This is a genomic window from Cupriavidus sp. 10L45 (assembly GCF_056395225.1).
Window position 1 is genome coordinate 222643 of the sequence record NZ_JBFTJC010000001.1, and the last position, 15271, is coordinate 237913.

Sequence of the window (15271 nt, forward strand, 5' to 3'; positions counted from 1 at the left end):
CCGTCGACTTCCGCCGATTTCCCCAGAGGACGCCACCATGATTTCCACCACGGACCCGCACCGCAACCGCAAGCCGCGCAACATCAGCGAGGAAGAATGGGCGGTGCGCGTGCAACTGGCCGCCGCCTACCGGCTGGCCGCGAAGTACCAGCTCACCGACCTGATCTACACCCACATCTCCGTGCGCGTGCCGGGCACGCAGGACCAGTTCCTGATCAATCCGCACGGCTGGTTTTTCGACGAGATCACGGCGTCGTGCCTCGTGAAGATCGATACCGAAGGCCGGCCGATCGGCGATAACCGCTTCGAGGTCAACGCCGCCGGCTTCACGATCCACAGCGCCCTGCACCAGAGCCGCCACGACGTGGAGTGCGTGGTCCATCTGCACACGGACGCCGGCATGGCCGTCGCCGCGCTGGAGTGCGGCCTGCTGCCGCTGAACCAGATCAGCATGCAGTTTTACAACCGCGTGAACTACCACGACTACGAAGGTATTTCGCTGGATCTGGACGAGCGCTCGCGCATCGTGAAATCGATGCAGGACGCCAACTACCTGATCCTGCGCAACCACGGCCTGCTGACCACCGGCCGCTCCGTGGCTGAGGCGTTCACGCGCATGTTCTACCTGAACCGCGCCTGCGAGATCCAGGTGCAGACGCTGTCGATGGGCCAGAAGGTCACCCTGCCGTCGCCCGAGGTCTGCGAGCACGCCGCCAAGCAGCACGACGACTACGCCTACCTCGACACGGTGCACCTGGACCGCGAGTGGACGGCGCTGCTGCGCCTGCTGGATCGCGATGGCGGGGACTATCGCTGCTGAGGCACCCCGGGGCTACGCCACGCCGCGCGCCATGCGTTCGAGATCGACCAGCCGGTCGTATTCCTCGCCACGCAGGATACCCAGTGCGATGGCGGCCTCGCGCGGCGCCATGCCGTACGCCATGGCGTGGCGCACGATGCGTGCCGCCTGGTCGTAGCCGATCACCGGGTTCAGCGCGGTGGCTGCCAGCAGCGGGCTGTCGAGCTGGCGCGCCAGCCGCGCGCGGTCCGGCGCCAGCCCGGGGATGACCCGTTCGGCCACGGTGTTCGCACTGTCGGCCAGCAGGCGGATGGACTGGAGGACGTTGTAGATCAGCACCGGCTTGGCCACGTTCAGCTCGAAGCTGCCCGAGGCGCCGGCCATGGTCACCGTCACATGGTTGCCGGCTACCTGCATGCCGGCCTGCACCATGACTTCGGCGATGGTCGGATTGCGCTTGCCCGGCATGATCGACGAGGTGAGCCCGTCCTCGGGCATCACCAGCTCGCCGAGGCCGCAGTTCGGCCCGGAACTCATCCAGCGCAGGTCGTTGGCGATCTTGATGCACGACGCCGCGATCACGTTCAGCACGCCGGACAACTCCAGCAGGGCGTCGTGCGCGGCCATGCCTTCCACCTTGCAAGGATTGGGCTGGAACGGCAGGCCGGTCAGGCGGCTTACCTCCGCACAGAATGCCTCCGCGAAGCCGGGCGGGGCGTTGAGCCCGGTGCCCGCCGCCGTGCCGCCCTGCGGCAGCATCAGCAGGCGCGGCAGGGTCCCCTCGATACGCGCGATGCCGTGCCCGATCTGCGCGGCGAACCCCTCGAAGGCGCGGCCCAGCGTGGTCGGCACGGCATCCATCAGGTGGGTGCGGGCCAGCTTCAGGATGTCCGCGAAGTCCGTCGCGCGCGCCTGAAGGCTGTCGCGCAGCGCGGCCATCGCCGGCAGCAGCCGGTCTTCGAGTTCCAGCACCGCGCTCAGGTGCATCACCGTGGGAAAGCTGTCGTTCGATGACTGCGAGCGGTTGACGTGATCGTTCGGATGGATCGGCTGCTTGGTCCCCAACGGCTGGCCCAGCCGCTCGTTGGCCCGATTGGCGATCACCTCGTTCGCATTCATATTGGTCTGCGTGCCGGAGCCGGTCTGCCAGACCGTGAGCGGGAAATGCGCATCGAACGCGCCGCTGCGCACTTCGGCCGCCGCGGCGACGATGGCCGCCGCCATCTCCGCCTCCAGCGCCCCGCGCTGCTGGTTGGCAACGGCCGCCGCCATCTTGTGCAGGCCGAAGGCGTGGATCAGGCAGTCCGGAAAGCGCTCGCTGCCGATGCCGAAGACGGCCAGCGCGCGCTGGGTCTGGGCGCCCCAGTAGCGGTCCGCCGGGATATCGACGGGGCCGAAGGCGTCACGCTCCACCCGGGACGTTGTCATGGCGCTCAGTCCAGCGAAATATTGGCCTTGGCGGCGAGCACCTTCCAGCGCGCCACTTCCGCCTCGGTGTGCTTGCCCAGCGCGCTGGCCGTGTACTTGTCAGCCGGCAGCATCTGGATGGCCTGCGCCGACAGGCGGTCAGTGAACGCCTTGTCGTGCATCACCTTCAGGTAGGCGGCCTGCATCTTGTCGATGACCGGCTGCGGCGTGCCCTTCGGCGCGTAGATGCCGTACCACGTCGCGGCCTCGAAGCCGGGTATCACGGTTTCGGCCAGCGTCGGCACGTCCTTGAGCTGGCCCACCCGCGATGCCGAGGTCACCGCCAGCGCACGTACTTTCGATTCCGTGATCTGCGGCAGCGCCGTGTTGGTCTGGTCGAACATGCCATCGACCTGCCCGCCAATCACATCGATCAGCGCCGGGCCGGCGCCCTTGTAGGGCACCAGCGATACCTTGATCCCCGCCGCCGACGCAAACATCGCCGCAATCAGGTGCGAGGTGGAGCCCATGCCGGCGTTGCTGATGAACAGCTTGCCCGGATGCTGCTTGCCATATTCGACGAACGCCTTCACGTCCTTGGCCGGATGGTCCTTGCGCACCATCAGCACCATCGGCGTGTCCGGGAAGCGGAACACCGGCGCGAAGTCCCTGACCGGGTCGTACGGCAGCTTCTTGTAGAGCGCCGGCGCCGCGCCCATGTACCCCATGTGCCCCACCAGCATGGTGTAGCCGTCCGCCGGCGCGCGGGCCGCCTTGGCCGCACCGACCGTGCCGCCGGCACCGGGCGAGTTGTCGATGATGATCGACTGGCCGACTTCGCGCCCCACGCGCTCGGCGATGTTGCGGGCCAGCGCGTCGGTGGGGCCGCCGGCCGCGAACGGCACGATCCACGTGATCGGCTTGGTGGGCCAGTTCTGGGCCTGGGCGGTTACGGCGGTGAGCAGGGCGGCGGCGGCGAGCGCGCCGCGCACGAAGGTGGGGAAGCGGTGCATGGTTGTCTCCTGAATCAGTCTTATCGTGTGGAAAGCAGTGCGTGGCGCCGGCCGGAGGGCTCAGGCCACTTCGCCGGACAGCGCGATGGCCCGGTCGACCATCTGCGGCGCCAGGCCGAGGTAATTGGCGGGGTCCACCATGTGTGCGATGGCGGCGCGGTCGAAGTGCTCGGTCACGGCCGGCAGCGCCAGCAGGGCCTCGGCCAGCGTGCCGCCCTGCTCGTTGACGGTGCGGCAGGCGTCGTAGACCACGTCGTGCGCCTGCTGGCGGCCGATGTGGGGCGCCATGCGCATCATCACGGCCTCGGCGACGATCAGCCCCTTGGTGATGCCGAGGTTGTGGGCCATGCGCGGCACGTCGACGATCAGCCCGCCCAGCGCGAACTTCGCCTGGTGCAGCGCGCCGGCCGTCAGGATGAAACTCTCGGGAATGGCGATCCACTCGGCGTGCCACGGGCCGGTGGCGCGTTCGAAGTCCTGCACCATCGCATCGACCATCAGCCCGGCGTGCTGGCGCACTGCCTTCGAGGCGGCGAGCATCAGTTCGCTCGAAATCGGGTTGCGCTTCTGCGGCATGGTGCTGCTGGCGCCGCGCCCCTTGACGAAGGGCTCGTAGACCTCGGCGAACTCGGTGGACGCCATGATCATGATGTCGAGCGCAATCTTGCCCAGCGAGCCGGTGACCAGCGCCAGCAGGTTCACTGCCTCGGCAAAGCCGTCGCGCGCCACGTGCCAGGTGGTGGCAGGCACACCCAGGCCCAGTTCCTCGGCCAGTGCCTGCTGCACGGCGAAGCCCTTGTCGCCCAGCGACGCCAGCGTGCCGGCGGCCCCGGCGAACTCCACCATGGCCACGCGCGGACGCAGCTCGGCCAGGCGCTGCTGGTGGCGGTCGAACATCGCCAGCCAGATCGCCACCTTGTAGCCGAAGGTCACCGGCAGGGCCTGCTGCAAGTGGGTGCGGCCGGCCATCGGGGTGTCGCGGTGCCGGGCAGCCAGGTCGGCCAGGATGCCGCGCAGGGTGCGGATATCGGCGTCGATGCTGTCCAGCGCGTCGCGCACCTGGAGGGCCACGGCGGTGTCCATGATGTCCTGCGTGGTGGCGCCCCAGTGGACGTACCGGCCGGCATCGCCGCACATTTCCACGAGCTGGTGCACCAGCGGGAGGATCGGATAGCCGACAATGTCGGTTTCCTCGCGCATGTGGTCGAAGTCGATGCGATCGAGGCGCGAGGCGCTGGCGATGGTCTCGGCGGCATCGGCCGGAATCACGCCGACGCGGGCTTCGGCCCGGGCGAGGGCGATCTCGACGTCGATGTAGCGCTGGACCAGCGCGCCATCGGAGAAGATCTCGCGCATGGCCGCCGTGCCGAAGGCGTCGCGGAACAGCGCGGAGTCGACAACGGTACTGGCGGCGGGAATCGAAATGTTGGGCATGGTGCGACCTTGTGGCATGCTGATGGGATCTCGGATATGTTCGAACATATCGACTATTAAATATGTTCGAACATATTTGCGAAATAGACGTAAACCCGGGGCGTCAACCCGTGTGCCGTCAGCCATGCCGCACCGCGCCAATCCAGTGATGTAACGGGCCTTTATGAGTAAAACAAACGCAGCGGAGATCACCCGCGAACTGCTGGATGGCATCACCACGGGCCAATTCCCCGTGGGCACGCTGCTGCCGACCGAATTCGCGCTGTGCGAACAGTTCCAGGCCAGCCGCTACACCATCCGGGCGGTGCTGCAGTCCCTGCAGGACATGGGGCTGGTGTCGCGCCGCAAGAACGTGGGCACCCGCGTGGAGGCCGCGCGGCCCCGGGCCGTGTTCAAACCGACGCTGGCCTCGGTGGAAGACCTCATGCAGTTCGGCGAGGCGCACCGGCGCGTGGTGCAGTCGGTGGAGACCGTGGCGGCGCCGCCAGAAGTGGCGGCCGACCTGGGCGGCGCGCCGGACACCCGCTGGCTGCGCATCTCCAGCGTGCGGCTGGACGACGGTGCCAGCGCCGCGCCCATGGCCTGGACCGATATCTATATAGATAGCGCCTACGCGGACATCGGCCCGATCGTGCGCGACACGCCCGACGTGCTGGTCAGCGCCCTGATCGAGTCGCGCCATGGGCGGCCGATTGCCGAGATCGAGCAGGACGTGCGCGCCACCACGCTGGCGGACCCGCGCATCGGCCGCGCGCTGGGGCTGGAGCCGGGGGCGGCGGTGCTGAAGATCGTGCGCCGCTATATCGACGAGGCCGGCGACACCTTCGAGGTGTCCGTGACCATCCATCCGGCGGAAACCTTTTCGGTCACGACGCGACTGAAGCGCACGGCGGGCTGATCCGGGACCTAACATGGACTAGCGCGGCCTTCGCCGCACCTTGCCAGGGAGTCCACCGCTTATGGCCACCATCCGCAACGAATCCGGGCAGCTACCCATCCGCCCCCGCCACGCCATTGCCGAATTCACCGCCGTGCTGTGGCAATTGCGCTCGATCCTGATTTTCCTCAGCGTGCTGTTCGTCCTGCTGTCGCTGGCGATGTACTACGTCGGCGGCCCGGTCGACGCGGGCAGCCGGTCGCCAGCGTCGCTCGGCGGCACCTTGTATTTCTGTGCGATTACGTCGCTGACGATCGGCTTCGGCGACGTCGTCCCGACCACCCCCCTGGGCCGCTTCCTCGCCGTGGCCCTCGGCGCGCTGGGCGTATTGGCGATGGGCGTCATGACCGCGGCGGCCGTGCAAGCGATCCAGGCTGCGGCGAGGCGAACGTTGGGGTGAGGGGTCATGCCCCGCCGATAGTCAGCGCTCACCTAGCCTGCTAAAGCAGGCGCTGCGTCCTGCGTTGGCGGGTCGCAACACACCCTCCTTCGCCATCCGCGACATGATGGGGCGTCGGTGCTACGGTCTCGCTCCAATTCGGCGAGTCGCCGCACCTTCCCTCCCATCATGACGCTCACACGACGTGCCCTGCAGTTGCTGTTTGTTGCAGTCTGGACTTTCCTTGCCATGCACACGGCAGGCGCGGCGGAAGATGCCGCGGCGCCCGGCGCCGGCAGCCACCCGATGACCGATTCCGCCCTGAGCCGCGAAGGCGCGGATCGCCAGTTGGCGGGCAATCCGGCGGTCCGGAAATGGCTGGAGGCTGCGGAGGATGATGCGGAGATCAGGAAGGGGCTTACTGACGAGGAATTGCAGTCGCGGTTGAACCGGGTTGCCAGCGAGGGATGCCGCCACTGCGAGATGACGCGGAACCTGATGCGCCTCGACAGCCAGAACCGGATGTCCTATTTGCGGAGCGGCATGCCATTGCTGTGCCGCCGCAACGCGCCAATTGACGAGGCGGCGCCGATCGACCTGGATGCAGCCTACCGTGTGTTCTACCTGGGCCTTCAGGCCGAAGCCAGAAGCGTTCCCCACACGCGATTGACAGTCGAGCGCACGGCGGCGCTGGAACGCACGTTCGGTGCCAAGACACTTGAGGTTGCCGCCAAGATGCCTGGCGGCGCCCAGAAGCTGATCGATCTGGGTCAGAAGGACTTTTCCGACGAGGACGCGGCGTGCTTTGTCGAAGCCGTCGTACGCGTCGCGGTCGACCAGATCGACGAAGCGGATCGCGATGATCTCGTCCTCCTCCTGCTGGGTGGGCGGGCGCGCGCCGAACGCCCAAAGACTGCTGTGCTGCCCGCGCCTTTCAAGAGCAGCCAGGATGTCCTCGACGCGGACTTCGTCCTCTCCGCCATGCCTCCCGCTTTCCGCAAGCAACTGACCTCGCTCGGCGGCAAGCTGCCATTCAAGCAGTTGGAGACGCATTCGTTTCTCTCGATCAAGACCCGCGAACGATCGGATTTTGTCGAAATCAAGTCGGTGTGTTCCGTGGTCAAGGCGCCGATCCTCCAGTGTTTCCAGCAGGCGAGCACGACGGAAGACGTCCCCTATTACGGCAACTTCTACCTCGGGGACACCTTCCCGTGGACGATGAAACAGCAGGAATACACGCACGGCGCCAAAGCCATGGAGCCGCCCCAGTACGTCATGCTGAACGAGCCGGCGCAGCGTCCCGCCACCGTGAAGCCCGATGCCCGGATGACGTTCTCCGTATCGTCGTGGCGCGGGGAGGTGTCGGGCGCGCCGAAGCTGGCGAAGGTGGTTTGCCGGACCGGCGGGCGCTACGCGGCAAGCCAGATCCTGCCCACGCTAACCGGCATGGCCATCGACATGATCTGCACGGAGACCGAGGGCGCCGAAACCAGCCGCCGGTACACCATGTCTTATGTCGAAGACATGCGCATCAACCTCATACGCTCGTGGGTCTACGCGGACGCGACCTACGTCTCCACCTACCAGTCTATCGAGGCGAAGTAACGGCCCGCAGCCGCTCGCGCGCGTAGGCGCGGACCATGGCGGATAGGCGGAAGCGCGGGCCGTCATCGGTGGCTTCCGGCGATACGAGCGACTGCGCCACCAGCGCTTCCAGCAGGTCCGCTGCTGCCGCGTTGTCGATGCCATCCGCGCCGATGGCTGCCGTGGCGGACGCCAGCGTGAACGTCCCGTCGAGCACCGACAGCCGTTGCAGCGCGGTCTGCGCTGGGGCGGACAGCCGGGTGTAACTCCAATCCAGCGACGCCCGCAGCGAGCGCTGGCGTTCCTGCGGGCTGCGGCGGCGGGCTTCGAGCAGGTTGAATCGATCGTCGGCCTGGTCGAGCAGGCCGAGCACGCCGAACGCGTCGACGCAGCCGGCGGCCAGTTCGATGGCCAGCGGCAGGCCGTCGAGTCGCCGGCAGAGCGCGGCTACGACCGGGGCGTCGCGGTCGGTCAGCGTGTAGCCGGCCCCGCTGGCCTGCGCGCGGGAGGCGAATAGCTGCACCGCGCCGAAGGTCAGCGCCCGGGGCGCGTCGATCTCGATCTCTCCCTCAGGAGGCAGGTCCAGCGGCGGCAGCCGCAGGCGGTGTTCGGCGGCGGCGCCGAGCGGGTGGCGGCTCGTGGCCAGTACCGCCACGCCGGGCGCCTGCGCCAGTTGCGCGAGCAGGGCGGCCACGGCTTCCGGTGCGTAGTCGCAGCCGTCCAGCACCACCAGCAGCCGATGGCCGGCCATGGCGTGGCCGAGCGCGTCCATCCGCGCCGCGCCGAACGCGGCGGCGAGACCCTGTACGGGGTCGGGCAGCGTGCCGAGGTCCAGGAAGCAGATCCCATCGGCATAGTCCCCCGCCAGCCGCTCGGTGGCGGCCAGCGCCACGGTGGTCTTGCCGATGCCGCCGATGCCGACCAGGGTGACAACTCGCCCCGGCTGGACCGCCGCCTGCACGCGGGCCACCTCGGCATCGCGCCCGATGATGGCGGTGAGGCGGCGCGGCAGCACGCGCGCGGCCGGTATGACCTGCGCCGCTGGCGCGGCCCCCTCGTCCACGACCTGCACCACGCCGTCGAAGCGATAGCCCTGACCCGGCACCGTGACGATGCCCGGCCCTTCCGGGCCCAGCACGCGCCGCAAATGGGCGATCTGCACGCGCAGGCTGCTGTCCTCCACGACCATGCGCGGCCACGCCACCGCGGTCAGCGCATCGCGGGAAACGACCTGCCCGGCGTGCTCGACCAGCGCGGCGAGGAGGTCGAAGGCGCGGCTGCCCAGCGTCACCGGCACGCCGTCCGCCAGCAGCTCGCGCCGTGCCGGCCGTAGCAGGAAGGCGCCAAAGCGGTACGCGCGCCCGGCCGCGCTGTCAGGGTCCGTATTCGCCATGATCATGCGCGTGCCTGCGTGGTCGCCGCGTCGGCTTCGGGTGCGATGGCCGGCATCGCGGCGCAATCCGCCAGCGCAGCCTGCGCGGTCCGGTAGTCGCGCGTGGCGTGTCCTTCGGGCATGCGTGCGCAGATCGACGCGAGCAACTCAGCCGCGCGCGTGCTGTCGTCAGCATCGCCCAGTTCATGGCGCACCCGGGCGAGGCTGGTGGCGGCGCGCAGCGCCCAGGCGCGTGCGCCTTGGGCGTGGGCCACGTCCAACGCGTCCTCGAACGCCGATGCGGCGGCCAGCCGGCCCGCGTGCGTGTGCCGATGCGGGTGCGCCTCGGCGGCCACGCGCCGCACTTCGGCCATGCACCAGCCGGACTTGCCCGCCGTCGCGCGCGTGATGGCCAGCGGCGTCACGAAGCGGGCGCCGAAGGTGGCGTAGAGATCGGCCTGCTTGCCGCCGGTGTGCGTGATCCGGGCTTGCAGGCGATGGTGCGCGTCGGTGTCGACGGCACCCGGCGCATCGTCGCGCAGCGCGAGCGCGCCGTCGAGCATCTCCACCCAGCCGTGCCACGCCACCAGCGCGTGCTGCAACGAGTGCTCGCGCAGCCGGTTGGCGTAGTCGGCCAGTGCGGTCTCGTCGCCGCGCCACAGCGCGATCGGGCAGGCCGCGAATGCCAGCGCCTGCGCCAGTGCCAGCGGCATGTCGGTCAGCGCGTCTTCCACGCACTGGGCGACCAGCGACGCGGCGCTGTCCGCGTAGCCCTCGATCCACAGCGTGCGCGCCTCGACGATGCGCATGCAGACGCGGCGGTCCACCAGCGCGGTGAGGTTGTCCACGGGCCGCACCAGCGGGCTCGGATGGGTGCGCACGTGCCGCGCGAGATGCCGCGCCGTGGCGTGGTCGCCCAGATAGTGGTGGGCCAGCGCCAGCGTGTGTTCGGCCCACACGCGGGCCATCGCATCGCCGTCCTGATCGGCCAGTGCGCACATGGTCTCGGCGTGGCGCCGCCCGGCGGCGTAGTCGCCAGAAGCCAGCGCGATCATGCCGATGCCGGCCAGCGCCTGCTGTTGCGGGCCCGATTGCGCCCCTGGCTGCGCCAGCGCGGTGGCGTCGCGCAGCGCGCGCTGGTAGGCGTCTTCGGCGCCGGCGGCCACGCCGCGCGTGTGATAGATCAGCGTGCCCAGCGCCACGCGCAGCCGCGTGGTCAGCGTGGGGTCGAGTGGGGCGGCGCCCTCGTCGGCCAGCGCCAGCGCGCGCGCCGCGTAGCCGCAGAATTCGTCGAGACGGGAGAGGAAGTAGCCCAGCGGCAGCGCGGCGATGATCAGCGTGGCGCCCAGGGCGGCGTCGCCGTCCGGGGAGAGCGCCCAGCCGATGGCGGCCCGCACGTCGTCGATGGCGTTGCCGTAGCGCGCGGCCCATTCGGCCTGCGTCAGCGTGGGCTCGTCGGTCCAGGTCGCGCGCAGCGCATCGCGCCAGTGCAGCGCGTGGCGGGCCTGCAGCTCATGGAGCGCGCCGTCCCGGGCCAGCCGTTCCAGCGCATAGGCGCGCGTGGTGGCGAGCAGCCGGTAGCGCACCACGCCTTCGCTGGCATCCACGCTGACCAGCGACTTGGCGACCATCGACGCGATGCCGGTGTCCACATCGCCCCGGCTGACCTCGGCGTCCACCAGTACCGCGCGCGCCCAGGCCAGCGTGAATTCGCCGGTGAACACGGCCAGCCGCGTCAGCACGACGCGCTCGGTGGCGGGCAGCACGTCGTAGCTCCAGTCCAGCAGCGCGCGCAGGGTGCGGTGGCGCGGCTGCACGATGTCGCTGTTGTACGCCGACATCTGGAAGCGGTCGTCCAGCAGCCGGCGCAGATGGGCGACGCCGAAGGTCTCCACGTGCGCGGCGGCCAGTTCGATGGCCAGCGGCATGCCGTCGAGGCTGGCGCAGAGCATGACCACGCCGGGCGCGTCGGCGTCCGGCAGCTGGAAGGTGTCGGCGCTGTGGATGGCGCGCTCGACGAATAGCTGCACGGCCGGGTAGCGCATCGCCTCGTCGGCGCTGATTTCGTTGCGCGGGGAGGGCAGGGCGAGCGGCGGCACGCGTTGGACCCATTCGCCCTCGCATTGCAGCGGCTCGCGGCTGGTGACGAGCAGGTGGACGTCCGGCGCCCCCTGCAGTAGCGCCAGCACCAGCAGGGCCACGGCGTCGATCACGTGCTCGCAACTGTCCAGCACGATCAGCATGCGCCGGTGCCGCAGCGCATCCACCAGCGCCGCGCGCGCGGTGGGGCCGGCCGTCATGCCGAGCGTGGCGGCCAGCGCGGCGTCCACCAGTCCCGGGTCGGCCACGCGGCCAAGGTCCACGAAGCGCACGCCGTCCGCATAGTCCGGCAGCAGCCGTTCGGCCATGGCCAGCGCGATGGTGGTCTTGCCCATGCCGCCCGCGCCGCACAGCGTGAGCAGGCGCCGCTGCGGCAGGCTCTGGGCGAGCGCGGCGATCAGGGTTTCCCGGCCGATGACGCGGGTCACGCGGGCGGGGAGGTGGGCGTCATGGGCGGGGGCTGCCGGGAGTGCGCCGGGCGCACCTTCGGCGGTGGCGCGTGCCACCGGCGCGACGAAGCAGTAGCCGCGTCCGGCCACGCTGGCGATGTAGCGCGTGCCGCCCTGGCCATCGCCGAGCACCTTGCGCAGCGCACCCATGTGCACGCGCAGCGTGGCTTCCTCGGCATCGCCGTCGGGCCAGGCATAGGCGATCAGCGCGGCCTTGCCCACTACCTCGCCGGCACGTTCGACCAGCGCGGCGAGGATGCTGCGCGCACGCGCACCCAACCGCACGGGGCGGCCGGACTCCAGCAAAAGGCGCTGCGCGATATGCAGCGTAAACGGACCAAAGGCGACCGGTGGGTCGGCTTTGACGGCAGGGGCGCGGCTAGTCAAGATGGATTCCTCGCCGGCGGGGGCGAGCCGGACGAAGCGCTATTCTGAAGGGCCTGCCCGCGATGAGCAAATCCACCGCACGATGGAGGATAAAAAAATAGCCCGGCACGTCCTTGCGGGCGTGCCGGGCATTCCGGGTATCAGGCGCCGGATGTCACGGGCGGCTGGCTTGCCGCCTGACGGTTGGCCTTACTTCTTGGCGCCGTCCGTGTACGGATCGGGCTTGCCGGTCTTGGCGCCGTCCAGGTACGGGTCGGGCTTGCCGCTCTTGGCGCCCGAGGTGTACGGGTCCGGCTTGCTCGGCGCCAGGTCGGTCTTGGTCGACGACTTCGCGCCATCCGTGTACGGATCGAACTTGCCGGACTTGGCACCGTCGGTGTACGGGTCGGGCTTGCCGACCTTGGCACCTTGCGTGTACGGGTCCACGGGCTTTTGCTGGGCGTGGGCCAGCGGCATCGCGACGATGGCAGCGGCGGCGACGAACATGCTGGAGATAAGGGTCTTGCTCATAAGGGCCTCGCGGGATGGGGCGCGATTCAGATACCTGCCTCGACTGCGCCCTCAACAGCTTTATAAGCCATCGGGCAGGTGGCGCTTTGTGTCTTGATCAGCATACTGACTAAACAGTAGACGCATCAATCGCGCCGATCAATTTGTGATGCAAACGTCGCATCAGGGCCGTGCGTTGCAGAAAATACCGTGTAAAGCCCGGGGAACCTGTCGGCTTCAGTGACGGTTTTCAGACACTTTTGCCCTTGCGCGGGGTCTCGCGCACGGCGACGGCCGGTACGTCGACGATGTCCCCTTCGGATGTCGCCACGGCGGCGATGTCGGGCATCACCGGCATCGCGGGCAGCAGCGTCGGCATACCGAACATGCCGAACATGCGGCCCCAGTTGTCGAGCCAGGCGCGCTGCATGGCCGCGCCTTGCTCCAGCATGGCGGTGGCGTAGTGCATCGGGATCGAGAAGAAGGGCATCTGGTTGGTCCACTGCCGCGCGTACAGTTCCTCGGGGTCTTGCGGCATGAAGCAGGAGGCCCAGTCGAACTGGGCTTCATCCATCCAGGATTTCGCGAAATCGGCGTTCAGGCCCATCATCTTGCGCCAGTTCTCGATCATCTTGTCGTCCAGCGCGTAGGCGCCCTGGAACGAAAAAGCGGGGAAAGACCACAGCGTCGGTGGAAGGCTGTTCATGGTGGAAAGCTCCGGTGGATACCTTGGGTGGAAGGTGGGTCCTGCGCAGGGGTTGCCTACATGCTTATCCAGTATGGACGCTCGGTCAACCAGCGTATGGATGACTTCTGTGAAGTTTGGTGATCCTGGCCCGCTTTGTCCGTCCAGGCGGCCCGGCACAGGCACAATACCGGCTCCGCGTGACAGATCTGGGATGAAGACGATGGAATTGCGCCAATTGCGCTACTTCGTGCATGTGGTGGAGTTGGGCAGCATGGGCCAGGCGGCCCAGCGGCTGGGCGTGGTCACGTCCGCGCTGAGCCAGCAGATCAGCCGGCTCGAGAGCGAACTGTCCACGCGGCTGCTCCAGCGCACCTCCACCGGCGTGGTGCCGACCGACGCCGGGCTCGCCTTCTGGCGCCAGGCCCAACTCGCGCTGCGCCATGCCGATGACGCCGCCCGCGCCGCGCGCACCGCGCGCCTCTCGGGCCATGTCAGCGTGGGCATGGCGCCGAGCACACTCTCCGTCATGGGCCCGCCGTTCATGCTGGCCATGCGCGAGCGCTACCCGGACATCCGCCTGCATCTGGTGGAGAGCCTCTCGGGCAACCTCGCCACGATGATCGGCGCGCGCCAGCTTGACCTCGCCGTGCTGTTCCAGCTCGAACCCGGCCAGCGCTGGAGCGTGGTGCCGCTGCTGGAGGAACGGCTGTTCGTGATCGCCCGGCCGGACCAGCCGGGCCTGCCGACCACCGATCCGGTGCATCTGGAGGCACTCGACGGCCTGCCGCTGATCCTGCCCAGCAACGCGCACGGCCTGCGCGCGGTGCTGAACGCGGCCTTCGCGCGTAGTGAGCGCTCTCTCAACGTGGTGGCGGAGATCGACGGACTGGCCGTGCTGATGGATGCGGTGCGCGCCGGCCTCGGGGCGACCATCCAGCCCGGCGCGGCCGTGGCGCGGCATCTGGGCGAGCCGCTGGTGCTGATCGAGATTGCCGATGCGGGCGTGCGCCGGCCCAACCTGCTGGTCAGCCTGTCCGACGACGAACTGTCCCCGGCCGGCCTGGCCGCCCGCAGCGTGCTGGACAGCGTGGCGCGCGGGCTGGTAACGGCGGGCCGCTGGCCCGGGGCGACCCTTCACAAATCCTGAAGACCTCCCGCCGGCGTGGGGCTGGTTGTGACGCGGACGTCTCAGTACAGTGGGGGGATTACATATCCAGAAAATCCCCCGGAGACCCGCATGACCATCCGCATGCCGCGCCGTGCCGTGCTCAAGGCCTGCCTTGGCGCCGCCGCCACCCTTGCCGCCCTCCCTGCCATCCCCACCTTCGCCGCCGATAGCTGGCCGTCCAAGCCGATCACGCTGGTCGTGCCTTTCGCCTCGGGCGGCACCACCGACATCATCGGCCGGGCCGTGGGCCAGAAACTGGGCGAGGCGCTGGGCCAGCCGATGGTGGTGGACAACCGCCCCGGCGCGGGCGGCACCATTGGCGGGTCCATCGTGGCGCGCGCCAATCCGGACGGCTACACCTTCCTGCTGGCCACCGTCGCCCACACCATGGCGCCGGGCATCTACAAGACCCTGCCGTACGACTTCCAGAAAGACCTGGAACCGATCGGCATGGTGGCGCTGACGCCGAACGTGCTGCTGGTCAATCCGTCGATTCCGGCCAAGACCGTGCAGGAGCTGATCGCCTATATCAAGGCGCATCCGGGCAAGGTGAACTACGGCTCGGCGGGCATCGGCAGCACCGAGCACCTCTCGGGCGAGCTGTTCCGCGCGGCCACCGGCACCGACATCGCCCACGTGCCGTACAAGGGCGGCGCGCCGATGATGACGGACCTGATCGCCGGCCAGATCCAGATGGCCATCGAGACCAGTCCGTCGGCCAATCCGCATGTGAAGAGCGGCAAGGTGAAGGCGCTGGCGGTGACCACGGCCAAGCGCTCGGCGGCCTATCCGGGCGTGCCGACCGTGGCGGAAAGCGGCGTGCCGGGCTACGAAGTGACCACGTGGTACGCGCTGATGGCGCCGCACGGCACGCCCGAGGCCGTGCGCCAGCGCATGAGCGCCGAGCTGGCCAAGGTGCTGAAGCAGCCGGACGTGCAGAAGCGCTTCGAGGAACAGGGCGTGACCGCCGGCGACATGACGCCGCCGCAGCTCGCCGGCTTCATCAAGACCGAGACCGTCAAGTGGACCAAGGTGGCCAAGGACTCGGGGGCCAAGGCGGAGTAA

At 69.0% G+C, this 15271-nt stretch carries 13 protein-coding genes; 6 read left to right on the plus strand and 7 right to left on the minus strand.

Annotated elements, in window-relative coordinates; genetic code table 11:
• The first annotated feature begins 37 nt into the window (after positions 1-37).
• On the plus strand, positions 38-820 hold the full coding sequence (locus tag AC1DFU_RS01100) for a class II aldolase/adducin family protein (protein WP_092295563.1): 783 nt from the start codon (positions 38-40) through the stop codon (positions 818-820).
• A 12-nt stretch (positions 821-832) separates the two neighbouring features.
• Here AC1DFU_RS01100 and AC1DFU_RS01105 read toward each other — a convergent pair whose 3' ends face one another.
• Genes AC1DFU_RS01105 through pcaB form a run of 3 tightly spaced genes read right to left on the minus strand, consistent with a single transcriptional unit; the run spans position 833 to position 4653 of the window.
• Positions 833-2227 (minus strand): class II fumarate hydratase, encoded by a 1395-nt coding sequence (locus tag AC1DFU_RS01105; RefSeq protein ID WP_441592594.1) that lies wholly within the window; start codon positions 2225-2227, stop codon positions 833-835.
• A 5-nt stretch (positions 2228-2232) separates the two neighbouring features.
• Positions 2233-3219: a tripartite tricarboxylate transporter substrate binding protein BugD gene (locus tag AC1DFU_RS01110; protein WP_441592593.1), complete on the minus strand. Its 987-nt coding sequence runs from the start codon at positions 3217-3219 to the stop codon at positions 2233-2235.
• A 60-nt stretch (positions 3220-3279) separates the two neighbouring features.
• Complete coding sequence (gene pcaB / locus AC1DFU_RS01115; protein ID WP_441592592.1) at positions 3280-4653, minus strand: 3-carboxy-cis,cis-muconate cycloisomerase; 1374 nt, start codon at positions 4651-4653, stop codon at positions 3280-3282.
• 163 nt (positions 4654-4816) lie between these two features.
• Here pcaB and AC1DFU_RS01120 point away from each other — a divergent pair, with 163 nt between their 5' ends.
• The 3 genes from AC1DFU_RS01120 to AC1DFU_RS01130 all read left to right on the plus strand — a co-directional run bounded on the left by AC1DFU_RS01120 (position 4817) and on the right by AC1DFU_RS01130 (position 7574).
• Positions 4817-5551, plus strand: a complete 735-nt coding sequence (locus tag AC1DFU_RS01120) for a GntR family transcriptional regulator (protein WP_441592591.1) — start codon at positions 4817-4819, stop codon at positions 5549-5551.
• Positions 5552-5612: 61 nt separating this feature from the next.
• Positions 5613-5990, plus strand: coding sequence for a potassium channel family protein (locus tag AC1DFU_RS01125; protein ID WP_441592590.1), 378 nt, complete (start codon positions 5613-5615; stop codon positions 5988-5990).
• A 168-nt stretch (positions 5991-6158) separates the two neighbouring features.
• Positions 6159-7574 carry a hypothetical protein gene (locus tag AC1DFU_RS01130; RefSeq protein WP_092295548.1) on the plus strand — a complete coding sequence of 472 codons (1416 nt, stop codon included), beginning with the start codon at positions 6159-6161 and terminating at the stop codon, positions 7572-7574.
• On the opposite strand, the gene AC1DFU_RS01135 is transcribed toward AC1DFU_RS01130, so the two are convergent.
• From AC1DFU_RS01135 to AC1DFU_RS01150, 4 genes are all read right to left on the minus strand, one after another.
• On the minus strand, positions 7558-8946 hold the full coding sequence (locus tag AC1DFU_RS01135) for an ATP-binding protein (protein WP_441592589.1): 1389 nt from the start codon (positions 8944-8946) through the stop codon (positions 7558-7560). The genes AC1DFU_RS01130 and AC1DFU_RS01135 overlap by 17 nt on opposite strands.
• Before the next feature lie 2 nt (positions 8947-8948).
• Positions 8949-11861, minus strand: coding sequence for an ATP-binding protein (locus AC1DFU_RS01140; RefSeq protein WP_441592588.1), 2913 nt, complete (start codon positions 11859-11861; stop codon positions 8949-8951).
• A 189-nt stretch (positions 11862-12050) separates the two neighbouring features.
• Complete coding sequence (locus AC1DFU_RS01145; protein ID WP_092295539.1) at positions 12051-12371, minus strand: hypothetical protein; 321 nt, start codon at positions 12369-12371, stop codon at positions 12051-12053.
• A gap of 229 nt (positions 12372-12600) precedes the next feature.
• Positions 12601-13056: a polyhydroxyalkanoate granule-associated phasin gene (locus AC1DFU_RS01150; protein WP_441592587.1), complete on the minus strand. Its 456-nt coding sequence runs from the start codon at positions 13054-13056 to the stop codon at positions 12601-12603.
• 202 nt (positions 13057-13258) lie between these two features.
• Here AC1DFU_RS01150 and AC1DFU_RS01155 point away from each other — a divergent pair, with 202 nt between their 5' ends.
• Together AC1DFU_RS01155 and AC1DFU_RS01160 are read left to right on the plus strand one after the other, a co-directional pair.
• Positions 13259-14185 (plus strand): LysR family transcriptional regulator, encoded by a 927-nt coding sequence (locus AC1DFU_RS01155; RefSeq protein ID WP_092296191.1) that lies wholly within the window; start codon positions 13259-13261, stop codon positions 14183-14185.
• A gap of 90 nt (positions 14186-14275) precedes the next feature.
• The gene (locus AC1DFU_RS01160) at positions 14276-15271 is read left to right on the plus strand and encodes a Bug family tripartite tricarboxylate transporter substrate binding protein (RefSeq protein WP_092295533.1); all 996 of its coding nucleotides are present in this window, start codon (positions 14276-14278) and stop codon (positions 15269-15271) included.